Here is a 24,758-nt window from a genome sequence, read left to right on the forward strand (position 1 = left end):
TCACTTGCTTTACCACGCCAATATGACTTTCAACCTGGATGATATCGCCAATTTTAAACGGTTTTTGAATACTCAAGAGCAAGCTAGAAATAAAGTTTTCCGCAATATCTCTAAATGCAAACCCGATAATTAAACCCGCAACGCCCGTACCGCTTAAAATGGCAACGGCAAACTCACTTAAACCAGCAAAACGCAGAAAAATGTATGCGCCCAATAAAATAATCAATAATTGGAAAACTCGTCTAATAACCACCTTGATAAGTAAACTGGAGCTAATGTAAGAGAAGGGTTTAAGCATCCACTCTGAAATGTAGCGAGAAGATAGATAAAAAACGATGAAAACTACCAATCCAAAAATAACAGAGGGTAAAGTTTGCAAGAATTCCAACCAATAAGATTGGACTTCATTCCAGATAACATTCGACTCTTCAACGATAGTCGTAGGTGTACCTATCTCGCTTTGTGCGTGCACTTGGGCGCAACTCATGATGAATATGCATAGGAGATTAAGCGCTAATTGTTTAAACATAAAAAATAACACCTCACCTACAATTACTGTAAAACTTTACTCTACTATTCTTTCGTTGCGAATGCGCAGTTTTTTACTCAACCGGTTATCTAACAACTTTTCGCCCCTCAAATAACCCTCTTAGTACGCAATTTTAAATGGGTCACTTAGGGTATTGCTTAGACTTCATTTAACTGCATTTTTAGTTATCTTAGCCACCTATTTAGCCATTACGTTAAGCATTAAGCATTAAGCAAATAGATTTTGTAACTGTTGCAAACTTATTGGTTTGAGCAGTGCGCTTTTGATGCCGTTATCTGTTAATTCCTGATCAGAGACTTCTTCACCACTGATAATGATTAAATCACTACTTTCCTGAAGCTGATGAATTTCAGTAGCCAAATTAAGGCCGTTGCCATCAGGAAGATTTTTATCTAGTAAAATATGACTAAACTTGTTGCTTTGCGCAATACGATTTAGACATTGCTTACAAGAATTGGCAACCTCTGCCTTAGTTCCTAAACTTTCTAATAATAGAACAATGAGTTCAGCGGCGTCTGCATCGTCCTCTACAACCAATACACTTGCCTGTTCTTCATTATCAGCTTGGGTTTGTTTAGCGCTTTGTATTTCAAGCTCGGTTTCACTCGTCGATAAATAGGCAGCAATGGATTGATACAATACGTTGCGATCGATTGGTTTGCCGATAACGTTATCAAAGCCTAAGGACGTCAGCTCGATGTCAACACCTTTCATATTCGCTGCCGTTAATGCTAAAACAGGTTTATTGAAACCTTGATTGCGTATTTCAACAATTGCTTTTCGACCATCCATAACGGGCATATGAATGTCCATTACAACTAAATCAAAATCACTATCAGGCTCTTCAATTGCCATAAGAGCTTGACTACCATCTGCCGCGAAACAAACTTCAAGTCCAAACGAACGACACATTTCACCCACCAACTGCCTGATATCTAGCAAGTCATCAACAATTAATATTTTTCCTGCGAGCTGAGCAAAGCTGTCCATTTGTTGAGTGTCAGATACTTTAACGTCCAAGGGCTTAAGGGTAGTTCGCAGTTGCTCAGGTAGGTTCAAACTAACGGAGAATTCACTGCCTTCGCCTAGTTTTGACTTTACGCTTATTTCCCCTTCCATTCGCCTCACTAATTCAGTTGCAATGGCTAGACCTAGACCAGCTCCCTGCTCTTTTTTTAAGGTAACATCTTCTAGTTGCTGAAAAGGTATAAAGATGACGTCAATTTCACTCTCAGCAATGCCAATTCCCGTATCAGAAACCTTAAATCGAATTTTTTCGGGCTCAGCGGGATCATAATCAACCCATAACGCTACCTCACCAAAATCAGTAAATTTGATAGCATTGAACAGCAAATTGATGATGACTTGGCGAAGACGAGTAGGATCGGCATAAATGGACTCTGGAACCCTTGCAGAAGAGTAGAACTGCAGACTCAAACCTTTTTCACTTGCAGGCATTTGCATTAGAGTCAAAATATCCCCAACAAAACTATTCAACTTTACATTAGCAGGTTTAAGTTGCAGTTTTCCGGCAGCGATTTTTGATAAATCCAGAATATCGTTAAGCAGACTAAGTAGATGCTGGCCATTATTAAGAATAGTTGACAGCTCTTTAGTTGCATCTCGGGCTTTATCGCCATTTAACAATAATTCAGTGTACCCCAAGATTGAGGTAAGAGGCGTGCGTAATTCATGACTTAGGTGGGCAATAAAACGGTCTTTTGAGCGACTTTCTATTTCAGCATCTAGGCTCTGTTGCCGGGCTTTTTCTATCTCAGCTCGAGATATGGCGTAACGAATAGCGCGAGTAAACCTAGCGTTAGTAATATCCCCTTTTACCAAAAAGTCAGCTGCACCAGCCTTTAATGCCAGTCTATCGAGGTCTTCGTCAGACTGACCAGTTAACATAATTATTGGTACATGAGAACCTAGCGCTTGGGCCTTTTCTAATACATCAATGCCGGTATAAGCGCCAAGACGATAATCCAGCAGACAAATTTCATGAACATTACGCTCTAGTTGTCGCAATGCATCTTCTAGATTAGTAACCCAATCGATTTTAAAGCGATAACGATCAAGTTTCTCTAATTGATCTTGGGTGAGAATATAGTCATCTTCATCATCTTCAATAATTAAGATCCGCGCTGATTTCACATCCATATTAGACAATCACCCTAGTTTTTTATTCACTATTTTCAGGTAGCTCTACTATTTCTACCCAATATTTCCCCAACGCTTTCATCACCTCAACTAGCCCTTCAAAATTAACCGGCTTGGTTATATAAGAAGCGGCCCCTAAACCATATCCCTTAACTTTATCTTCCTCTTCTTTAGAGGTAGTTAAAATAACCACTGGAATACTTCTTAGGTTTGGATCAGCTTTAATTTCGACTAACGCCTCACGTCCATCTTTACGGGGCATATTTAAGTCGAGCAAAATTAAACCCGGTCTAGGATAGGTTTCCTTATCAGCGTATTTGCCCACCCGTTTTAAATAGTTCATTAACTCGACGCCATCTTCAACACACTTTAGGCTGTTCAAAACCCGGCTTTCATTCAAAGCGTCTTGTGCTAGTAGTCTGTCATCATCGTCGTCATCCGCCATTAAAATAATTAACGACTTTTTATTTGAATAAGGCATTTATTTCCTTTCTAGTTTATTTGTTTCATTAAATTTTATTCAGCACAGCATCAGTGGGTAATTTAATCACAAAAATAGACCCTTTACCTAATTCACTCGTAGCTGAAATCGTTCCACCATGTCGTTCCACAATTCGCCGACACACAGCAAGGCCTATCCCCGTACCTTTGTACTCATTACGCCCATGTAAGCGCTGAAAAGGAACAAATATTTTTTCAGAAAATTCATTTTCAAATCCAACGCCATTGTCTTTAATTGTGAACACATGCATGTCACCACTGGATATACCATTATCAATGATGGCCTCTTCGTGTCTGTATTCCAATTCAATAATAGGAGCAGTATCTGCTTTTCTAAATTTGATTGCATTTGACAATAAATTTAAAAATAACTGGTTCAACTGACTGGGGTCGCCTTTGATTACAGGCAATTGAGGAATAATAAGAGTTGTATTACTTTCATCTATGGCTATTTCTAAATCACCTTCAATCGCCTCAATCACCGATGACATATCAACGTCAGTAAAGTCTTTACCTCTAGTTGAAACCCGAGAAAACTCGAGTAAATCACTAATTAAATTAGACATACGCTCAGCCGCATTTTTCATCCGGTTTAAGTAGTCAGAACCTTTATCACCTAACTTTTCTGAATAGTCTGATTGTAATCTATCACCAAATGCGCGAATTTTTCGAAGTGGCTCTTGCAAATCATGGGATGCCACAAAAGCGAAATCTTCAAGTTCGCGGTTACTACGGGCTAACTCTTCAGAATAAACCGTTAATGTTTGAGTTCGCTCTTCCACTTTTAAGGCCAAGTTTTGGTTTTGTTTCTCCAATGAGTTTCGAAACTTTTCTTCGCTCACCAGATTCAGTCTTGCTAATACAATTAACCCCAACAACAATAATGCACTGGTTATCGCAGAGGTGAAAAATGTAAATACGGATTCTTTCTCCGCTCGATTTAGCTTGCTGTACAGAAAGTTTCGATAAGTTAGCTCGTTATCAATTACTTGCGAAAATAATTGACCAAGATCTTTAGTCAACTCGTTACCTTCTCCCCCTTTCACTAAGCGAATTGCTGAACGTTCACGATCAGATTGCGCTAAGGCAACGGTTTTTTCCATCTCATCCATTTTCATTTCGGTAAGTTGGATTATTTCGTTGATCAGCGTTTTTTGGCCTTCTATATCCACTTCAACTACGCGTACTTTTTCAATCTGATCAGACAGTTGTTTAACTGAACTTATATAAGGGGCAAGATATTCTTCAATTTCAGTTAATAAGTATCCTCTTTGACTACTTTCCGCTGCAAGTAACATGATATGTAACTCATCGAGCACTAAAATCACGTTACCGGTATTGGTCAGGTTTTCCTGTACTTTGGCTAGATCACGGGTAGTTTTAACAGCCAAATAAGCATTTACGCTGATAACACCTAAAACGATAATAGTAACTGCAAACCAAGTAAAAACGGTATTGCCAAATAAACGACCTTGTCTCATAAATTGTTACTCATTGTTAAGTCATACTGAAACGACAACACTAATCGTTTTTGTTTTTTTGAGAATCACTAATCATCTGAAGTTTGTCGCTGCAATCTTGACAGGCTGTAATAATTTTACTCAATGCATCAACCGCTTTATCGCGAGGTAAATCATTCTCCAAAACTAACTTGACCAATTCTGCGTTCATCGAAATACGATTTAAAGGACCTCGTGCATCGTGAACTAAGGTGCGAAGATCAAGGTTTTGATTACTTTCTGTTGTCATTGAATATCCTGTTATTGTTCAAAGTCACCATAGGCATGTAAACGGTTATATAATGTTTTGGTGCTTATACCGAGCATCTCAGCCGCAAGAGTCTTGCTGCCATTTACTTTTTCCAACGTTGCGCGAATTAACTCTTTTTCAACGTTTTCTATGGTTTGTCCTGCTGAAATCTGATTCGTTGAGCTTGAATTAGATGCAAAAGGAGAAGCAAAACTATTAGGTAAATCTACCGTCGACGAATCTGGATCGCTCATTATAAATGCCCGATGAACCGCGTGACGAAGTTCTCTCACATTGCCGGGCCACTCATACTCAGTTAATCGTGTTAACTGCGGTTGACTCCAAGCAAAAGATGTTCCGTTTTCTTGATTAAGCTCATTTAAGAAAGCCTCTGCCAGTAACGGGATATCTTCTTTGCGCTCACGCAAAGTAGGAATATCTATGGGAAAAACAGCTAATCTAAAATAGATATCTTCTCTAAGAACCTTACTTTCAGCCAACTCACTAACGCTTCTATTGGTGGCTGAAACCACTCGACAATTGACGTCAATTTCCTTAGTTCCCCCCACCCTAGTAACTCGTTTTGACTCTAGTACACGTAGCAGGTTAGGTTGCATATCAATGGGCATCTCGGTCACTTCATCAAGAAATAACGTTCCCTTCTCTGCCCGCTCAAATACGCCATCTTTTCGCCCAACAGCGCCGGTAAAAGCCCCTTTTTCGTGACCGAAAAGTTCGCTGCCAATTAGTTCCTTAGACAAGGCTCCACAGTTGGTGGCAATTAGTGGGCCTTCGCATTCGCTTGCAGCATGGATAGCTTGAGCTACGACTTCTTTTCCCACGCCACTTTCACCCATTAACATAACATTGGCGTTGGTTTTAGCGACTCGCTCTATCATTAGGTAGAGTTCTTTCATCTGAGCAGATTCACCGATTAAACAACCAAAATGCAGAGACTTACTTGATTTTTTAGGCGCTTTTTTTGTTTTGCGATTCAATACCTGTTCAATATCTTCTCGCTGAAGAGGTTTTACTAAATAGTTAATATTTGGACCACACAGGCCAGCTAACATGCCTTTGACAGAAGGGTGGCCTGTAATTAAGGTAATAAAAGTTTGCTTTCCAGCGCTTACCTCAAGTTCATCAATAAGATGTAATCCGCTACCATCAGGCAACATAAAATCAAGTAATATATGATCAAACTGTTGATGCTCTAACCATTGCCGAGCTTCCTTTAACGAGCCCGCTACGGACACCTCATGGCCCAAGAATTCGATAATTTGATAAGCCACATCTGTAAACTCATTATCATCATCAACCAATAAAACTTTTAACACATCATCGTCCTTTAATAATCAATATGTTTAAACTACGAACATTTATTACGAAGTGAAAGAACATTGCCCTACTAACTTGTTTTAATCAACTTTTACGTACTACATAAATTCGGAGTTTTTCGTTAAAACGTGCAAATTTTTCACACTAATGAAAGTATTACTCAAATAAGCATATTTCGATCACTCTAAAACTCAGAAATTTTTAAATGGCGGATTCACGAATCGGTTAACAACACAGCGCCAGTAATAGTAATAACTTCCGTTACTTTCATGTAAATGTTGCTTTGGTGTAGATATTGCTGTTTTAAGCAAAATGAATCTTCGTTTAGTACGTTTAAGCCGTTTAGCAGACTAAAACGATGAGTTTTCAAAAAGGTTTAGCATTTACATTTTGATTATTTTAAATCGGTAAACGGAATCACCGATCTGAAAAATCTCAGTTGATTACATTAAAAAGGCAAATCCTTAAGTGAAAAGATTAGCGGGTTTAACGATATTAATTGCAGATGACAACGCATTAACGTTGGAAGCTTTGAAGCGATTACTTAAAATGTCTGGAGCAGCGGTTTCCGCCGTTGCGAATGGAGAAGAAGTGATTGTTTGTCTGCAATCTTCGCCAAAAAAATTTGACGTCATCTTATTAGACATTAATATGCCTACCATGGACGGTCTAACTACAACTAAAAAAATTAGATTAGATCAACGCTTCGACAATTTACCCATTATCGCCGCTACAGCAGATTGTCAGCCTGAAGATCAGCTTAAGTGTTATGAAGTTGGCATGAATGCACACCTAGCTAAACCCATTAGCTTGCATAAACTTTGTGAAGGAGTACTCGCAGTTTTGCAAAAACACCCTAGTAATCAATCCGTTGAGAGTTTAAAAGACTCTAGCGCTGTGACCGATTCAGAGCTTAGACAACAAGTCTTAGACCGCTTCGGTCAAAACCATGAGGTGGTGGAAAACTTAATTCCCCTTTATGCTCAAGAGTTTTTAGAACAATTAAATATTCTAAAACACACTCGTGATTCAAAAACGATTATCTCATCGTTACATATTCTCAAAGGGTTAGCCGGAACAATAGGTGCTAACGATGTATATAATTATGTGGTTAATTTTCATGCTTCGGCTAAAAAAAACCAATTAAACGAACAGCAAATTATAGAGATGCTGGAAACCCTTTCTAGATTACATGCGTTCAACCTCCAACGTTTACAACAATTGTTTATAAAAACTGAGATGCCGAAAAACACCGAACCACATAGCAACCCGAAAATTACGCAAGAAAGTCGTCAAAAGATCATTCATTTATTAGAAGAAAGTGATCTATCTATCATCCGATACGTTAACAACCTGATTAAACAGTTTCCCAACGACAATGAATTAGCAACTCTCAACAAATATGTAGAGCAGTTGAAGTTTAAAGCAGCATTAGAATTCATTTTAGGTCAATCATGAAACTGTATACAGAGTACCAATAATGACAAATAAACAGGTAAGTTTTGGCAATATATCTCATCGGACACCTATTATGCTTATCGCAGACGATCAGCCTTTAGTGGTGAGACAGATATACGAAGTGTTTCAGGACGACTTCCACATTTTTATGGCAAGCGACGGCGCTCAATGCGTTGAAATGGCCAACGAATTACTACCGGACATCATCCTCCTAGATATCAATATGCCGCATTTAGACGGCTTTCAGGTTTGTGAAAAAATAAAGGAGAATGTAATCACCTCACATATCCCGGTAATTTTCATTACCTCAAATATTGATGAAGCTGATGAAGTAAAAGGGTTTGAGGTGGGTGGTGTTGACTTTATACGTAAGCCAATTAACCCCACTATCACTTGGGCGCGAGTGCAAAGCCATGCACAGATCAAACGACAATCGGATTTGCTACGCAGATTAGCCTTAATTGATGGTTTAACTGGCGTCAGCAATCGTTATCAATTCGACGAACAGTTGCTTACTGATTGGTTATCCTGTGCACGAGAGAAAAATCCCTTGGCACTACTGATGATAGATGCGGATAACTTCAAACAGTTAAACGACACCTATGGACATCAAGCTGGAGATAAATTCTTAAAAGTACTTGCTGAAAAAATAGCTACCTGCGCTCATCGTCCCGATGACTTAGTGGCGCGATACGGTGGCGAAGAGTTTGCGTGTATCCTTCCCAATACTGATCTTGCAGGAGCGTTAAAAGTTGCAGAAGACATTCGCACTTTAATTGAACAAACCGTAGTTTGCTTAGAAACAAGCCAAGACCAAAACTCAGCCATTAAAACCACCGTTAGTATTGGTTTGCACTGCTTAGTGCCAGACCGAAAGGATCAACCTGATGTTTTAATTAAAAGTGCAGATCAGGCATTGTATCAAGCCAAGGCCATGGGAAAAAACCAAGTGTGTGTTTTTGAACATGAACATATTGAACAGGCTTCAAATTAAAATAAAAGCAGACATACCCAACCTAGGGTTCCGAATAATCGTCTTGTATAGTATTTAGAAAGGTGGAGGGCAGACTCCGTGCACTTTTTTGCCTGTAACGGGGTGCTCAAAGACAATACTTTCCGCATGCAACATTAGCCTGTTAGCCCCTTGATGACTTTCGCCAGTAGCATATAAATCACAACCTAAAATAGGATGTTGTATAAACTGGCTGTGAATACGTAATTGATGGGTCCTGCCCGTGTGAGGATAAAACCGAACACGGGTAGAAAGAGGGTTATGTAGGCGTTCTAAAACGGTATAGTGAGTTATGGCTTCCTTACCTTCTGTCGAACAAATTTTTACTTTGGGAAATAGGCTTGCATCTTTAGCAATAGCTTGATTAATTTGGCCTTCATTTTCATGCAAATGCCCTTGGAGCAAACTCACATAAGTTTTGTGTACTTTACGCAATTGAAATTGGGTTGCTAGATGACTGTTAACCTCTTTGTTCAGAGCAATGACCATAATGCCAGAGGTTCCAAAATCAAGGCGATGAACCATAGTTGCAGAACTAAACTGTTTCACTAACCGAAAATGCACAGAGTCATAGTTCTTGGGATTTTTACCCGACAAAGAAAGCAAACCACTTGGTTTATTGATCAGTAAAATAGACTCATCTTGATAAAGTACGCTAATGTCATCTAAACATTTTGGTGCTACAAAATTATCGACAATGATGTTTTTCGTAGCTTTGGTCGTGGCTAAGTCAGGCTTATTTTCCACCGACAAAGTCACACCACGAATTTAGAACTTGCTTGAAGTCTTCCAGTCCACAGCCTGAGACAGATTCTTGATCATATAACTCAGTCCCTTCGGGAAGTTCATCAGGCCCCTGCATATCCAAGTCCTTAGATCTAACTTCCACTTCATCAGAGTCCATTTGCAGATCAAACTCTAATCCCGTTGACCGGTACTCTTTGATTTGGCGTTTTTCGAGTGAATCAATAGCAGAAAAGATTTCCACTATCTTATCTTTATTTGTCCCAAGCTCTTCTGAAAACCAACGGGAAAAAGCCTCATGTCCCATCTCAAATTGAGCTTCAGGAATACCTCGTAAATTGCGTATAAATTGATAATTCATGGTTACCTTATTAAGGGTGTTATGGCAGGTTCTGATAAACCTCGCCTTTATGCTCAAGATGCGTTAGATAAACTCGTACATCAAACTCTACCTGGTGGTAATTGGGTAACATATGACAACAAAGTTGATAAAACGCTTTGTTATGTTCCTTTTGTTTTAGATGCGCCAATTCATGCACCACTATCATGTTTAAAAATTCAACGGGCGTATTTTTAAATAAGGTACTGATACGAATTTCATTCTTACTTTTAAGCTTCCCCCCCTGCACCCGAGAAACATAACTATGTAAACCTAGGGCGTTATCAACCACATGGATCTTCTTATCAAATACTACCTTACTCAGAGGTTGGGACTTTTTAAGGTATTGATTTTTTATAGCGATGACATATTCACGCAGTGCATTATCGTTTGGCACACTGTGCACCAGCGGATATTTTTTCAGCAGATAATCAGTTAAACGATCAGACTCTAACAATTCAGTTATTTGCTGTTGTAAATCAGGGGAATAGGCGGATAGATATTTGAGCGACGACACAGTGTTACTTTCAATAATGGGTGAGAACCTAGTTTAACTTGCTAACAACAGTTAGTCACTAACGGTGTTAGTGCGCTATTCAACTTAATAAGCAGTTTAAAATTTTGGAAAAATGTTTGCTAAAGACTCTTGCCAGCAAATGATGAACTAGGTTTTGAATGTAACGCAAAGGTTGCTAAATATGCTTTAGCAAAATCAGGGTTATTTTAGCGGTTAGCTTAGTACACGCAAAAAAGGCCTCAAATTGGCCGTCCAATAGCAGCGACGTACGTTACGTGAAACTCAGTGGTAATAAGGCGTATCGATTAGAGAAACTTGAGATGGACGTGACCTAGGTATGATTGACTCTCTTCAAACAATGTAGATTAAACTTAGTTCATGGGCCCAAAGAATCAAATTTTAATATCATAAGGTGGGTGCCTGGATAGGTAGCTTACTCTTTGTCGCATAAATTTTACCTGCGTAGCAGAACACTCTACAATGGCGCTACTGAACGAATGGTCCATTCAATTATATATATCATCTCAAACCTATGAGATCGTGACAAAACACCAATAGGAAACATTAATGAAAAAGCTCGTTTGCCTTTTAACGTGCAGCTTGGGCATTTGGTCGGCCAATGCAATAAGCGAAACCCAATCAGCTGAATCACTAACAATAGAACGTATTTTTGAATCTCCTACTTTACAGGGATCATCGTTAAAAAAACTAAAAGTATCGCCAGATGGTCAACGCGTGACCTTTTTACAAGGCAAAAAAACAGATTATGAACGTTTAGACCTTTGGGAATACGATATTAAAAGTGGTAAAACCCAATTGTTATTTGATTCAAACGACCTAAGCTCTGGCCCAGAAATATTGTCTGATGAAGAAAAAGCCCGTCGAGAACGCATGCGTTTAAGTGGTTCGGGCATAGTAAGTTACGATTGGTCTGATGATGGCAAAGCCTTATTATTTCCTTTAGCCGGTGATGCTTTTTATTATCGTTTAGGCGATAAAAAAGCCCAGCAAATTTTAGACACACCAGAGTTCGAAACCGATGTTAAGTTATCACCCAAAGGTAATTACTTGTCTTATGTGCGTAATCAAGATTTGTACATAAAACATATTCAAAGCGGGGTAGAAACGCGCTTAACTACAGACGGTCAAGGCCCGATTAAAAATGCTATGGCTGAATTTGTCGCTCAAGAAGAAATGAAGCGAATGACAGGTTACTGGTGGTCGCCAGACGAAAAACACATCGCTTTTACGCAAATTGATGAATCTCCTGTTGAGCAAATCACCCGCAGCGAAATCTATGCTGATTCAATTAAAATGATCACCCAACGTTACCCTAGTGCTGGTACCAACAATGTACTAATTAAACTAGCGGTAATTGATTTAGCTTCTAAACAAAAACAATGGATAGATTTAGGCCAAGAGCAAGATATTTACTTAGCCAGAGTCAATTGGCTGAAAGACAGCCAAAGCTTGTCATATCAAATACAAGACCGTAGCCAACAGCATTTAACACTAAAAGCATTCAATTTAAAAACCAACAAACAAAACACACTGCTTGAAGAAAGCAGTAAAACATGGGTTAACTTAAACGAAGACTTACGTTTTTTAGATGACCAACAACATTTTATCTGGGCTTCTGAAAAAGACGGCTATAAGCATTTATACCTGCACAAAAACAACGGCCAATTAGTACGCCAATTAACTAAAGGCGAATGGATAGTCGATAAAATAGAAGCCATAGACCAAACCAATAATGTTGTATATTTCACTGGTCGGGCTGATACCCCAACCCAAAGCCACTTATATAAAGTTAGTTTAAAGGGCGGGCCTATAACTAAAGTCACTAAACGTAGCGCTTATCATTCTATTTCGTTTAGTGATGATGCTAGTGTCTACATTGATAGCTTTTCTACTACTAATACCCCGCAACAGGTTAGTTTGCATAATGCCAACGGTAAGCAACTGACTTGGTTAAGTGAAAACAATATCGACAATAATCATCCTCTTAAGCCATACCAGGCTAATTGGGTCAAACCGACTATCGATAGCTTTAACGCAGAAGATGGCACCGAAATATTTTATCGCTTGTACAAACCGCAAAATATTCAAGGCAAACACCCAGTAATTGTTTATCTGTATGGTGGACCAGGCGCGCAAGTCGTTAAAGATAGCTGGGGCGGCAATCGTGGCTTACTAATGCAATATTGGGCTAATAAAGGTTATGTGGTATTTAGTATCGACAACCGCGGCTCAGAAGGTAGAGGCAAAGCCTTCGAAGATCCACTCTACAAAAAAATGGGCAGTGTTGAACTGACCGACCAAATCCAAGGCGTGAAGTTTCTACGCAAACTCCCCTATGTAGATGTAAACCGTATTGGCGTATATGGCCACAGCTACGGTGGTTACATGACATTAATGGCCATGTTTAAAGCGGGTGATTATTTCAAAGCAGGCGTATCGGGCGCTCCCGTCACCGACTGGGGATTATACGACACCCACTACACTGAGCGTTTTATGGGGCACCCACTACAAGAAGTAGACGCTTATGCTGCATCGTCGGTGTTTCCTTACGCAAAAGACTTAAAAGGCGACTTGCTGATTTATCATGGTATGGCCGACGACAATGTTCTTTTTACTAATAGCACTAAGTTGTACAAGCACCTTCAAGATTTAGCCATTCCATTCGAAAGCATGGACTATCCAGGTAAAAAGCACAGCATAAGAGGCAAGCAAACCGGCATACATTTATACAAGACGATTACTAACTTCTTTGATAAACATTTTGGTATGGAATAGCTGTAACAGCCAATTTGTAATTAAGATAAAGTGAAAACATTGCCGTCAACGGTGACGGCAATGTTTGTATTGAGAATTTGTTTTAGCTCAATGATCATAACTAGCAGCTCGAAATCGATATTCATAAAATCGACACTAAGCAATTGAGTTAACTTGCCTTTTCTCACGCTATAAACACTCTTTCGGTGATACCCAGCCAGATAATTGATCCTGCATGCAACTGACAAGGAAGCGACAAATCAATATTTCTGATACCCCTTATTACCATTGTGTCTCTCGCTGTGTTCGACGAACATTAAAATATTTTGTTGACCTTTAATCATGATTTTTTACCCAATCACAACTACCTGAAAAGATGCCTGTCCATGTATTTTCTCAAGAGCTTGAGTCGGGAAATTTTCTAAAGAGGCCACTATTGCTTTGCGTTGATTGGTAGAGAAATTAGAGCTTAAGGCTGCAGGAAATGTAGATTTAGTTTTAAACCCTTTGGGTTTAACACAAACAAAAAAGGCCTCGAATAATCGAGACCTTGAATGTGGTTGCGGGAGCAGGATTTGAACCTACGACCTTCGGGTTATGAGCCCGACGAGCTACCAGACTGCTCCATCCCGCGCTTGAAACTGGTGTTGATTAAAGAGCGATTTAACTCACTTCCTTATCAAGAGGCGCGTATTATACATCGTTAGTTGAGTAGCACAAGACTTTGTTTATTAAATACAAATAAACGCGTTCACTTGAAACAAAAAAAGGCCTCGAATTATCGAGGCCTTTGAATGTGGTTGCGGGAGCAGGATTTGAACCTACGACCTTCGGGTTATGAGCCCGACGAGCTACCAGACTGCTCCATCCCGCGCTTGAAACTGGTGTTGATTAGGGAGTGATTTAACTCTGTTCCCTCTCAAGTGGTGCGTATTATACATAGCCATTAAGGCCACGCAAGAGGGATATGCAAATTATTGCAATAAAAGTTTAATATAACTGACCAATAGGTCAAAAATAGCACTCAACGCTTATTTTACGTACGATAGCGGGACTTTGCTAAGTAAGTCTTAATGAAATAAATCCATTTTCTGGGCTAATTTAAAATCTAATTCACTGATCCCATCCACATCATGGGTGGTTAATTCAACTTCCACCTTGTTATAAACATTAAACCATTCTGGATGGTGGTTTAATTTTTCTGCCCAAATCGCAACTTGTGACATCCAACCAAAGGCACGAACAAAACTTTTAAACTTGAAGGTCTTAATTAATTTACTACCGTTAACTTGCCACTTTTGTTCTTCACTTTTTCCTTCGTTAAGATCTAACAGTGCATCTCTGATTTGTTGTTGGTTGTATTTTTCAGCCATAACGTAGTGTCCTTAAATTAACTTGTGGATGTTAAGTGTTGATAAAAAATTAAAGAATTGAAAGCTTTCAGGCAAAAAGTGATTGCTCAATATGGCAGGGCTTATTTACAAAAAAATCCCCGAACTTAGTCGGGGATTTTGTATGGTCATTATATGGCTTAGAACTCTACCGCTAATCTAGCGTATATTTGTCTGCCACGTGGATCATGAACTTTCGAGTCAAATCCACTGTTAGTGAACAATTGCGGAGGCTCTTCATCCATTAAGTTAATACCACCAATAGATAGTACATAGCTCATGTCAGTTTCAAGCATAGAACCTAAGTCCAGGTTATATTGAGCATCAATAGTTACATGGCTATCTACTTCATAATAACTATTGGTTGCACACTCACCGCCCGTTGCCAAAGTACCATCGCTACAGTTTTGGTCATCGTCATAACCACTGATGTAACGAACAAATACATTAGCCGCATGAACACCTGTATTCCAATGTAAGCCAACATTCATACGTAACTCCGGTGAGGACACACCGATATTATTGAAGTTACGTCTGCCTGCCCCATCAATCATTCCAGCTTGAGGATCATCTAAATCATATTTAGTAATGTAAGTGGCATTAATCGATGGCGTAAAAGTACCCGCGTTGTCGGTTTCGATTTTGTAGCTACCGACGATATCTAAACCAGAGGTTTCCAACGAGCTCGCATTAACATAAGTGTTGTTAACTTGTAACACTGGGCCGGTTAATGGGTCTCCCGCTCGCACTACACGATCAGGATTGGTTGCATCAGCGTTTAACACAGCTTGTGCATTCTCTTGAATGATCAGGTTATCAAACTCAAACGTCCAGTAGTCCACTTCAATTGACAAGTCATCAATAGGTTCGAAAGATACACCTAGGTTGTATGCCGTTGACTCTTCTGGAGTCAGGTCTTCATTCCCCGATGTACGTACTGCTGCAAATGCCTGAGCTTCTTGAACAGGATCAACTAGCTGTTGTAATGACGTGGCTCCACCATTCCTTAAAAATACCGTTGGCGCTCTAAATGAGGTAGAAATTGAACCCCGTAGTGAAAATGTATCACTTACTCGATAAGAGACAGCAAGTTTTGGATCTAAAGTATCCCCTATAGTACCGCCGTAATCTTCGTAACGTAACGCAATTTGAATATCAAGATCTTCGGTTACCGGCAGAGCTAGTTCACCGAACATTGCCCACACATCTAACGAACCGTCAAAATCGGGGTTACCAATAACAAATGTGAAACTGTCTTGGTTTGCAAGTGAATCATAATCTTGTGACAGTTGCTCTTCTCTATATTGCACTCCCAACGCAATCCCTACAGCACCACCATCCAGTTCAAATGCCTCAAAAGATGCAAAACCTTCGAACACTTCTAGATCAGATTTGGAATCAATGACTTGTTCGCCAGTAAATGAGTCAACCACATATTGAGAATTAGGTGCGGTTGTATAAGAATTAGCAAACGGATTAAAGTATTCACAATCCCCTTCTCCAGGTGTTCCTGTTAACGGATTACACTGTCCACCGCCTAAACCATTTAAGGCTAAGTTAAACTCAGTATTTAACACATCAGGTACTTTAAATAAGAAATCATTCACCGCTCGGGTATAACTGACTTCCCAGAAGCCATTTTCTAACTCACCTTGTAAAGCCGTATTGAATCTAAAGGTATCCGATTCAGTTTGTGCAGGATCGCCATCAAATCCATTTCCTTCTGCACGGCCGAAGAATGCAACGGGTGCGCCAAAGGGATTTTGCGGATGATCTGCTGGTACTATGGGTGAGGTTAAAATAGGGAAGCTTGGTGCACCACCACGCTCAGCTCGGTTTCTTGCGTAACCAAACTCAGTAGTCCACATAATTTCGTCAGTGATTTGATAGGTACCTTGAGCATAAATATTCGTACGAGATTCATCTGCTACGTATGAATAGTAAGGGCCAAAGTCAAAACCACAAAGACCAATTTCAAGGCCAGGAATAGTGCCACTTGGAGCACGTAAATCAGGATAGCCGCCAAACTCTTCACAACCGTAAGGGTCAATAATAGGTAAGGTCCCTACCCCTGGAATAGTTAAAAAGTAAGAACCTGGGTTACCCAAGGCACTAGTATCATCTTCTGGTCGACTTAAACGGCGGTCGCTGATAAACAGAGGGGAACGATTTGTATAGCTAACGGCAGCCATAATATTGCCTTTATCACCGTTAGCGCCCCATAAACCTTGAACTACGTATTCTTTGTTATCGCCATGAGCACCGTCCTGATAGTCAAAACTCATCATAGCGCCTTCATAATTGCGTTTAGTTATGAAGTTAACCACACCTGCCACCGCATCAGAGCCATAGAGTGCAGAAGCACCATCTTTGACCACTTCCATACGGTTTATGGCAATCATAGGCACCAATGAACTGGTATCAACGAAGTTTAGACCGTCATTTGTTGGTTGTGAGTTAACAACCTGACGACGATTATTTAAAAGCACAAGGGTTGACGCAACTCCTAGGCCACGCAAGTTAATATTAGATGTACCTGCAGTTGCATTTTGGGTAAACGCATCAGGATTGTTTTCGGCTCCTGAGTTGATGGTTAAGGTTTGAGTTATGTCAGCTATGTTTTTAGCACCGATAGCGTCTATTGCGACGCTATCGATGACGGCTAATGGAGATGGTGATTCAAAATTTTCGGAGCGTCTAACGAAGCTACCGGTTACCATTATTAGTTCAACTTCTTCATCAGCCTGTTGCTCTTGCGCAACTGCCAAATTAGGCATCGCTAAAAATTGCGTAGAGACAATTGCCGCTATCGCGCTAATACGAGTCTTGATTTTCATTGAGTGTCCCCTAAATCAATGTGAGTAGTAGCGGTCGAAGCAACATCCAATCGCAATGTGTTTTAACCTATACTTTCACTTGATAGTTTAATTTTTGTTTTGAGCTAGCAATTTCTCCCAGCCTCAATCAAATATTAGGGACATATTCGCCATATGTAAATTTACTGTTAGTTATATGTAAACATTTTCTAAATATATGGCCCTACCAGTCAATGGGTAGGCAAATAAACTTCTATTGAATCAATAGCATCAAAAACTTACCAATCATGGCAGGCTTTTCTCTATTTTCAATTTCTACTTGCGTATTGAAGCGATAAAGTACGCCTGTAGATTTAGTTGTTTTAGAATCCAAACTAACCTGATAGCGAATGCGATCATTTACTCTCACCGGCTCTAAGAAGCGCAAAGTATCAACACCATAATTCAGTAACGTTTGCTTAGCTGGATTCAATTTAATTAGTTGATAAAACGCATTTGGCATTAATGCAGTTGACAATAACCCATGGGCAATTGGCATTCCAAATGGGCTTTCTTTTTCACAACGAGCTTGGTCCACATGGATCCATTGATGATCATTAGTTGCATCAGCAAATTGATTAATTGTTTCTTGATCAATAGTAATCCAATCGGTATGACCCAACTCATCACCTTCCACTAAATCGATTAACGCTTTTGACATGTATCATCCTTATTTATTTACATTTATTAACAAATTCTTTAAATCTTACCAACCTAAGTACTATTAATAAAATGAATGTTATGTATAATGTTCTATCATGATTTCTAATGAATTATCCATCTTGGTTAAGTGCAATTTAAATATAGGAACCACATGAATTTAAATCGAATTGACTTGAATTTATTTGCTGTTTTTGATGCGATTTATACCGCAGGCAGTCTTACCAAAGCAGCAGATGTATTATGTATCACCCAACCAGCGGTCAGTAACTCTCTTGCTAGATTAAGAGACATGCTAAATGATCCATTATTCGTCCGTACTGGACATAGCATGACACCAACGCCAGTGGCTCAAAATATTATTGGACCCGCTCGTGACGCACTCTCTTTGTTGCGCAAAAGTGTACAAGACAGCCATACATTTAATCCTGAAACCGCAGAAAAGACCTTCCACTTTGCGACTCGAGATCTTTTTGAAGCCAGTCTAATGCCTCGCCTGCTGGCCAATTTGCAAACACGAGCGCCCAAAATCGCTATAACCAATTTTGAACTATCGAGAAGCGCAGTGGTTTCAGCAATGGCAAGTGGCAGCCTAGACTTCTTTGCTGACTCATCTACATTTACAGACCCCCATTTGTGCAAACATCAATTTGCTCAAGATAGATTTGTAGTAATGGCGCGAAAAAACCATCCTGATCTTCGTAATGGCATCGATTTGGAAACCTTTTTAAGACTCGGTCAGGTCAATGTATCCCATAGAAGAAGCGACCCAGGACCAATTGAATTGGCCTTAGATAAAATAGGCAAACGTCGTAAAATAGTCTTACGCGGTCAACATTTCCTGACGATACCCAGTATCATCGTAAAAACAGATTTAATTGCTTGTATCCCCTATCATTTAGCGAAGCATTACGATCTGTCTTTTTATGAACTGCCTTTTGATGTGCCCCCCGTAGAGCATTATTTATATTGGCACGTAAGTGCGGATCACGACCACGCGCACATTTGGATGCGAGAGCAAATTTTGGAAGTAGCTCGTCAATTTAATCATCATTAAATTGTCATTTTAGCCATTCCAATTAGCACTCAGGCTCCACGTTAAACTTATCATTCCCCTACTCTAGGGGAATGACTTTATGCTTGCTATTTCCCCAAAAAGCTCAAACGATTATGAAATTAGAGCTGACTTGCTTCGTATCTGACTATATACCTTAGTATTAACAGTAAGGTTTTAATTGTTCAAAAATTGGCTTTTAATTAAAACCGTCAAACGCAGACGCAACTACTATTTTAAATTACTGAGGAATTTAACCATGTTGAAAATTGTTAAAACTTCGATCGCCATCGCAGCCACTTCTTTACTTTTAACGGGCACCGCTCAAGCTAATATTAACGATGCTTTGCAAAACATTTGCACCATTGTCAAAACCGATGATAAAGGTGAACTTCGTAAGAAGATGAAAAAAGTCCAATCTGACTACAGATTGAAATTAAAAGATTATTACGCCGGCGTATCCTGTGGCGGAAATAGTCTAATACGTACAGCAATGTTAAATGATGCTGTTGAAACAGGTACATTAATGGTTAAAAAAATGCCGAAGTCGGACCTAACTTCGCCAGAGAAAGACGGAAAAACATTACAAACTTGGATAGCAGAAAAGGGCTTAGATGGATCGCCTATCTCAGCCGTCATTAAAGACCGTATCTAAAAACGAATATAGAACTGAACCAGTTCAACATGGTAGGTAGACATGCGCTGTCTACATCCTCGGAAAACAGCCTCTTTTGAGGCTGTTTTTCGTTGGTCAGAATAAGCGTTGCCTAATTACTAATTAATTAAAATTCCGCCTGAGATTTTGAGGTGCTATGTAACAAAAAACAATTGAATGGTAACCATAAAAAAGCTTATTCACTCAAACAAAAAAATAAATTAAATGATTAAAATCATATAGATAGAATAAACCACCACCATAAAGGTATGACTTGGAATACCTTAGTATCAAGGTTAAGATTTTAAACTAAAGTCTAATACTGTTTAATTGAAAGCGTCGAAACACGAACCGAAACTATTAACTAATGAGGACTTTAACCATGTTGAAAATTGTTAAAACTTCTATCGCCATCGCAGCTACTTCTTTACTTTTAACGGGCACCGCCCAAGCAGATATTAATGATGCTTTGCAAAATATTTGCACCATCGTCAAAACCGATGATAAAGGTGAACTTCGTAAGAAGATGAAAAAAGTCCAATCTGACTACAGATTGAAATTAAAAGATTATTACGCCGGTGTAACCTGTGACGGGAACAGCCTAATACGCACAGCAATGCTGAGTGACGCAGTTAAAACAGGTACATTAATGGTTAAGAAAATGCCAAAGTCTGACTTAACCTCGCCTGAACATGACGGTAAAACGCTACAAGCTTGGATAGCAGAGAATGGCCTTGATACTTCGCCTATCTCAGCTGTTATCAAAGAACGGATCTAGAAAATCAAATAGAACTGAACCAGTTCAACATGGTAAGTAGGCAGGGCGCTGTCTACGTCCTCGGGAAACAGCCTCTTTTGAGGCTGTTTTTCGTTTCACAGACAAAATATTGCTTATCAAACACTGGCAAAACTGCATAAAATCAACTCAGCCCTAACCCAAAAAATGTTCAATTTGTTGGTTTACTTGTTGCGGGTATTGATGGTGTAACCAGTGATTAGCATTCTCAAAGGGAACCACTTTTAAATCCGCTACAAATTCATCTAAGCCATTTAACACCTCTGGCACAAATGCTAAATCTCGGATCCCCCACATCACTAAAGTAGGTACATTAATTCTAATATTTGGGATCTTCATATTATGTGTGTCAGTCACAGGGCCTGACGCATGACCATTAGTATTAACCGGCGCTAATTGCGGCATAGCGCGATAATAGTTCAACATGGCATCTAGAACCCCTGGGATTCGCCAACTGCTTTGATATTCTGCGATTTCATCATCGCTCAATGCTGAATTACCATCTTCATCTAAGAACATATCGGTTAAGAAGCGAAAGTTATCTTTTGCTACCGTTTCAATTGCATCCTGAGCAATCAATTGATGTATGTAGCCACTTTTTTCCCGTTGCTGTTGATTGCATATCATTTCACGAGTAAATGTACTTGGGTGAGCGGCGTTTAGAATAATTAAACGTTCAAATAAATCACCATGAAAGGCCACAAGCGGCCACGCAATTGCCCCGCCCCAATCATGTGCTACAAGTGAAACAGGCTGGCCTGACGACACAAAGCTGATAAATCGACTCATTACCTCAATTAAATTGGTAACTTGATAAAACTCAACGTCATTTGGTTTCGATGATTGATTATAACCGGGTAAATCAGGTGCAATAACACGATAGTGTTTTGAAAAGTGCATTAATTGATAACGCCAAGTTTGCCAATTTTCTGGAAAACCATGCAAAAAAACAAGGGTACCTTTTGGCGACTCGCATTCACACATCTCTATGTAGTGAATATAACATTCATCAATTTGAGCCAATTTACTTTGCATTCTCATATCCCATAGTTGTAATGAACAGAACAAAAAAAGCGGATGATACTTCATCCGCTTTCATTATTTATCGACTTACATTTTTAATGTCAGTTTAGTCAATTAAGAAATAATCAACAGGCATACTCATTAAGTTTTCAGAACCTGTTTCTATAGCCGATGCATGAGAACGCGTACGTGAAAGTAAACGTGCAAAATAGAAGTCAGCCGTTTGCAGTTTCGCTTCATAAAAAGCGACTTCAGAAGTGCCAGCATCTAGCTTTTCCTGTGCAACAACAGCCATTTTCAGCCATAAGTAACCAACAATGATGTAGCCAGAATACATTAGGTAATCTACAGATGCTGCGCCCACTTCATCAGGATTACTAGCTGAACGTTTAGCAATTTCCTGAGTCATTTGAGACCACTCATCAATGTGTGATTCAATTGCATTTGACCATGCATTAAATTGAGACTTATCACGAACACTCAAGCAATACTCTTGAACTTCCTTAATAAAAATCGTTAACAGTTGGCCTTTAGAACCTAAAATTTTACGACCTAATAAATCAATTGCTTGAATACCAGTGGTGCCTTCATACATAGTACAAATTCGTGTATCACGAGCTAATTGCTCCATGCCCCACTCTTTGATAAACCCATGACCACCATAGACTTGCATACCATAACTAGTAGCTTCTTGGGCAGTTTCCGTTAAGAATGCCTTAACGATAGGGGTCAATAATGCCAATTTAGCTTCAGCAACTTGTTTGTCTGCTTCGTCTTCACTGTAAAGGGTAACATCTACCATTTGCATACAATAAATGGCTAACGCACGATTCCCCTCAGCGAAAGCTTTTTGGGTTAGCAGCATACGACGAACATCTGGATGTACAATAATAGGATCTGCTGGACCGTCTGGATTAACAGCGCCCTTAGTAGAACGGAATTGTAATCTGTCTTTAGCGTAAGCTAATGCACCTTGAAACGCGGCTTCTGTTCCAGCTAGACCTTCTAAACCGGTACCAATTCGAGCACTGTTCATAAAGGTAAACATACAATTCAAACCACGGTTTGGTGGTCCAATTAAGTAACCTTTAGCATTATCAAAATTGATCACACAAGTGGCACTCGCTTTAATTCCCATCTTGTGTTCAATTGAGCCACAATTAACATTATTGCGATCAACAATTTCACTTTGCTCGTTAACGTTAAATTTAGGTACAACAAACAATGAAATACCTTTAGTTCCTGCTGGTGCATCTGGCAAGCGAGCAAGTACGATGTGCACGATATTGTCAGAGAAATCATGTTCCCCAGCAGAAATAAAGATTTTTGTTCCTGTCAGACTATAAGTACCGTCATCATTTGGAACCGCTTTGGTTTTCAACATACCTAAATCTGAACCACAATGTGATTCGGTCAAACACATGGTGCCTGTCCAGCGACCTTCAATTAGTGGTGGTAAGAATGTTTGTTTTTGCTCTTCTGTACCATGACTATTGATAGTGGCAATACAACCCTGGCTCAACCCTGGGTACATTGCCCAAGAATGGTTTGCACCAGAAGTCCATTCAGCAATTGCTGAGGCCAGAGAATACGGTAATGCTTGACCACCAAACTCAACTGGATGTGTCATTGACGGCCAGCCGCCTTCACAATAGGTTTTATATGCTTCTTTGAAACCTGGAGGAGTGGTGACGTTGCCGTCTTCCCACTTACACCCTACTTCATCACCAATAGCATTGATTGGCGCTAATACGTTTTCAGTAAATTTCGCAGCTTCTGATGTAATAGCTTCAACCATTTCTGGATTGGCATCTTCAAAACCTAATTTTTCATAGTGTTTTTCAAAACCAAGCAGTTCGTTCATAACAAATAAGGTATCACGTACCGGAGATTTATAATTTTGCATAATTTTTACTACCTTATTATTCTATTAATATACTTCAAACAGACCAGCAGCGCCCATGCCACCGCCAATACACATAGTACATACTACGTATTTAGCGCCTCTGCGCTTGCCTTCAATTAATGCGTGTCCAACCATACGCGCACCACTCATACCGTAAGGGTGTCCAATAGAAACCGCACCGCCATTTACGTTAAGTAGTTCAGCTGGAATACCAAGGGTTTTCTGGCAATAAAGCACTTGTACAGCAAAGGCTTCATTAAGCTCCCAAAGACCAATATCTTCCATTTTCAAACCATGCTGTTTAAGCAACTTAGGAATGGCAAAAACCGGACCTATGCCCATTTCATCTGGTTCACAGCCAGCTACAGCAATGCCTCTATACGCACCTAACGCGTTAAGGTTCAATTGCTCAGCTAGTTTGCTGTCCATCATTACACTGGCTGAAGCGCCATCAGATAGTTGACTTGCGTTACCTGCCGTAATACAGCCACCTTCGATGACAGGTTTAAGGTTATTTAAGCCTTCAAGAGTCGTCTCAGCACGATTACCTTCATCTTTCGTCAAGGTAACTTCTTGTAAGCTTTGCTCTTTAGTTTCTTTATTAAAAACAACTTTGGTTGCAGTTACAGGAACGATTTCATCGTCAAATTTACCTGCTTCTTGTGCAGCAGCAGTACGCATTTGACTTTGATAAGCGTATTCGTCTTGTTCATCACGACTGATGCCATAACGATTAGCAACCACTTCAGCGGTTTGCAACATAGGCATATAGATATCTTTGTGCTTGGCTACTAAAGCTTTATCAACCGCGCGATACATGTTCATTTTATCGTTTTGAACTAAGCTGATTGAATCCAATCCTCCCGCAACCATAACAGGCACATTATCGGTAATAATGTGTTTCGCTGCAGTGGCGATAGCATACATTCCAGAACTACATTGGCGGTCTAGCGTCATGCCACCAACAGTCACAGGTAGTCCGCCAGCAAGAGCACCTAAACGACCAATATTCATACCGCCAGAGCCTTGTGTTAAGGCACTACCTAAAATAACGTCATCCACACTTGCTGGATCAATGCCGGCTTTTTTAACCGCAGCGCTAATAGCGTGACCGGCTAAGCTTGGTGCTTCTAAATTATTAAAGGCACCGCGATACGCGCGGCCAATTGGAGTACGTGCTGTTGAAACAATTACTGCTTCTTTCATAGTCTTTCCTTAAATTCTTGTTTTCTTAA

At 39.7% G+C, this 24,758-nt stretch carries 22 protein-coding genes and 2 tRNA genes; 6 read left to right on the forward strand and 18 right to left on the reverse strand.

Annotated features, from left to right (window positions below; genetic code table 11):
- The 6 genes from ABJV04_RS02095 to ABJV04_RS02120 form a co-directional block, all read right to left on the reverse strand.
- Positions 1–529: mechanosensitive ion channel domain-containing protein (locus tag ABJV04_RS02095; protein WP_348489454.1), on the reverse strand; the 529-nt coding region annotated here is incomplete at its 3' end.
- A gap of 228 nt (positions 530–757) precedes the next feature.
- The gene (locus tag ABJV04_RS02100) at positions 758–2,710 is read right to left on the reverse strand and encodes a response regulator (RefSeq protein WP_348489455.1); all 1,953 of its coding nucleotides are present in this window, start codon (positions 2,708–2,710) and stop codon (positions 758–760) included.
- 22 nt (positions 2,711–2,732) lie between these two features.
- The gene (locus ABJV04_RS02105; protein WP_348489456.1) at positions 2,733–3,191 is read right to left on the reverse strand and encodes a response regulator; all 459 of its coding nucleotides are present in this window, start codon (positions 3,189–3,191) and stop codon (positions 2,733–2,735) included.
- A 28-nt stretch (positions 3,192–3,219) separates the two neighbouring features.
- A complete protein-coding gene (locus ABJV04_RS02110) occupies positions 3,220–4,692 on the reverse strand; it encodes an ATP-binding protein (RefSeq protein WP_348489457.1) in 1,473 nt (490 codons plus the stop codon).
- Between the two features lie 40 nt (positions 4,693–4,732).
- Entirely contained in the window at positions 4,733–4,960 is a 228-nt protein-coding gene (locus tag ABJV04_RS02115; protein WP_348489458.1) for a histidine kinase, read from the reverse strand.
- Between the two features lie 11 nt (positions 4,961–4,971).
- On the reverse strand, positions 4,972–6,297 hold the full coding sequence (locus ABJV04_RS02120; RefSeq protein ID WP_348489459.1) for a sigma-54 dependent transcriptional regulator: 1,326 nt from the start codon (positions 6,295–6,297) through the stop codon (positions 4,972–4,974).
- A 469-nt stretch (positions 6,298–6,766) separates the two neighbouring features.
- Between ABJV04_RS02120 and ABJV04_RS02125 the strand changes: the two genes are divergently transcribed.
- On the forward strand, positions 6,767–7,756 hold the full coding sequence (locus ABJV04_RS02125) for a response regulator (protein ID WP_348489460.1): 990 nt from the start codon (positions 6,767–6,769) through the stop codon (positions 7,754–7,756).
- A 22-nt stretch (positions 7,757–7,778) separates the two neighbouring features.
- Entirely contained in the window at positions 7,779–8,750 is a 972-nt protein-coding gene (locus tag ABJV04_RS02130; protein ID WP_348489461.1) for a diguanylate cyclase, read from the forward strand.
- Between the two features lie 54 nt (positions 8,751–8,804).
- On the opposite strand, the gene ABJV04_RS02135 is transcribed toward ABJV04_RS02130, so the two are convergent.
- Genes ABJV04_RS02135 through ABJV04_RS02145 form a run of 3 tightly spaced genes read right to left on the reverse strand, consistent with a single transcriptional unit; the run spans position 8,805 to position 10,408 of the window.
- Positions 8,805–9,521, reverse strand: coding sequence for an RluA family pseudouridine synthase (locus tag ABJV04_RS02135; RefSeq protein WP_348489462.1), 717 nt, complete (start codon positions 9,519–9,521; stop codon positions 8,805–8,807).
- Positions 9,505–9,873 (reverse strand): YacL family protein, encoded by a 369-nt coding sequence (locus ABJV04_RS02140; protein WP_348489463.1) that lies wholly within the window; start codon positions 9,871–9,873, stop codon positions 9,505–9,507. Before ABJV04_RS02140 ends, ABJV04_RS02135 begins: the two co-directional genes overlap by 17 nt.
- Before the next feature lie 19 nt (positions 9,874–9,892).
- Complete coding sequence (locus ABJV04_RS02145; RefSeq protein ID WP_348489464.1) at positions 9,893–10,408, reverse strand: M48 family metallopeptidase; 516 nt, start codon at positions 10,406–10,408, stop codon at positions 9,893–9,895.
- A gap of 567 nt (positions 10,409–10,975) precedes the next feature.
- Between ABJV04_RS02145 and ABJV04_RS02150 the strand changes: the two genes are divergently transcribed.
- On the forward strand, positions 10,976–13,204 hold the full coding sequence (locus ABJV04_RS02150; protein ID WP_348489465.1) for a DPP IV N-terminal domain-containing protein: 2,229 nt from the start codon (positions 10,976–10,978) through the stop codon (positions 13,202–13,204).
- Between the two features lie 20 nt (positions 13,205–13,224).
- On the opposite strand, the gene ABJV04_RS02155 is transcribed toward ABJV04_RS02150, so the two are convergent.
- From ABJV04_RS02155 to ABJV04_RS02180, 6 genes are all read right to left on the reverse strand, one after another.
- Positions 13,225–13,371: a hypothetical protein gene (locus tag ABJV04_RS02155; protein ID WP_348489466.1), complete on the reverse strand. Its 147-nt coding sequence runs from the start codon at positions 13,369–13,371 to the stop codon at positions 13,225–13,227.
- Positions 13,372–13,740: 369 nt separating this feature from the next.
- Positions 13,741–13,817: transfer RNA gene (locus ABJV04_RS02160), tRNA-Met, on the reverse strand.
- Between the two features lie 163 nt (positions 13,818–13,980).
- A tRNA-Met gene (locus ABJV04_RS02165) sits at positions 13,981–14,057 on the reverse strand.
- Positions 14,058–14,253: 196 nt separating this feature from the next.
- Positions 14,254–14,556 carry a 4a-hydroxytetrahydrobiopterin dehydratase gene (locus ABJV04_RS02170; RefSeq protein WP_348489467.1) on the reverse strand — a complete coding sequence of 101 codons (303 nt, stop codon included), beginning with the start codon at positions 14,554–14,556 and terminating at the stop codon, positions 14,254–14,256.
- Between the two features lie 158 nt (positions 14,557–14,714).
- Complete coding sequence (locus ABJV04_RS02175) at positions 14,715–17,411, reverse strand: TonB-dependent receptor (RefSeq protein WP_348489468.1); 2,697 nt, start codon at positions 17,409–17,411, stop codon at positions 14,715–14,717.
- Positions 17,412–17,643: 232 nt separating this feature from the next.
- Complete coding sequence (locus ABJV04_RS02180) at positions 17,644–18,090, reverse strand: MaoC family dehydratase (protein WP_348489469.1); 447 nt, start codon at positions 18,088–18,090, stop codon at positions 17,644–17,646.
- A gap of 153 nt (positions 18,091–18,243) precedes the next feature.
- Here ABJV04_RS02180 and ABJV04_RS02185 point away from each other — a divergent pair, with 153 nt between their 5' ends.
- The 3 genes from ABJV04_RS02185 (at position 18,244) to ABJV04_RS02195 (ending at position 20,576) form a co-directional block, all read left to right on the forward strand.
- Entirely contained in the window at positions 18,244–19,146 is a 903-nt protein-coding gene (locus tag ABJV04_RS02185) for a LysR family transcriptional regulator (RefSeq protein ID WP_348489470.1), read from the forward strand.
- A 256-nt stretch (positions 19,147–19,402) separates the two neighbouring features.
- On the forward strand, positions 19,403–19,798 hold the full coding sequence (locus ABJV04_RS02190) for a DUF3718 domain-containing protein (protein ID WP_348489471.1): 396 nt from the start codon (positions 19,403–19,405) through the stop codon (positions 19,796–19,798).
- Positions 19,799–20,180: 382 nt separating this feature from the next.
- Positions 20,181–20,576 (forward strand): DUF3718 domain-containing protein, encoded by a 396-nt coding sequence (locus ABJV04_RS02195; RefSeq protein WP_348489472.1) that lies wholly within the window; start codon positions 20,181–20,183, stop codon positions 20,574–20,576.
- Positions 20,577–20,729: 153 nt separating this feature from the next.
- Here the strand turns inward: ABJV04_RS02195 and ABJV04_RS02200 are convergent, their stop codons facing one another.
- From ABJV04_RS02200 to ABJV04_RS02210, 3 genes are all read right to left on the reverse strand, one after another.
- Positions 20,730–21,629: an alpha/beta hydrolase gene (locus ABJV04_RS02200; RefSeq protein ID WP_348489473.1), complete on the reverse strand. Its 900-nt coding sequence runs from the start codon at positions 21,627–21,629 to the stop codon at positions 20,730–20,732.
- A 94-nt stretch (positions 21,630–21,723) separates the two neighbouring features.
- Positions 21,724–23,523: an acyl-CoA dehydrogenase C-terminal domain-containing protein gene (locus tag ABJV04_RS02205; RefSeq protein ID WP_348489475.1), complete on the reverse strand. Its 1,800-nt coding sequence runs from the start codon at positions 23,521–23,523 to the stop codon at positions 21,724–21,726.
- 24 nt (positions 23,524–23,547) lie between these two features.
- Positions 23,548–24,729, reverse strand: a complete 1,182-nt coding sequence (locus ABJV04_RS02210; RefSeq protein ID WP_348489477.1) for an acetyl-CoA C-acyltransferase — start codon at positions 24,727–24,729, stop codon at positions 23,548–23,550.
- Between the last annotated feature and the right edge of the window lie 29 nt (positions 24,730–24,758).

Source organism: Aliiglaciecola sp. (assembly GCF_039982535.1).
In the GTDB taxonomy this organism is placed as follows: Bacteria; Pseudomonadota; Gammaproteobacteria; order Enterobacterales; family Alteromonadaceae; genus Aliiglaciecola.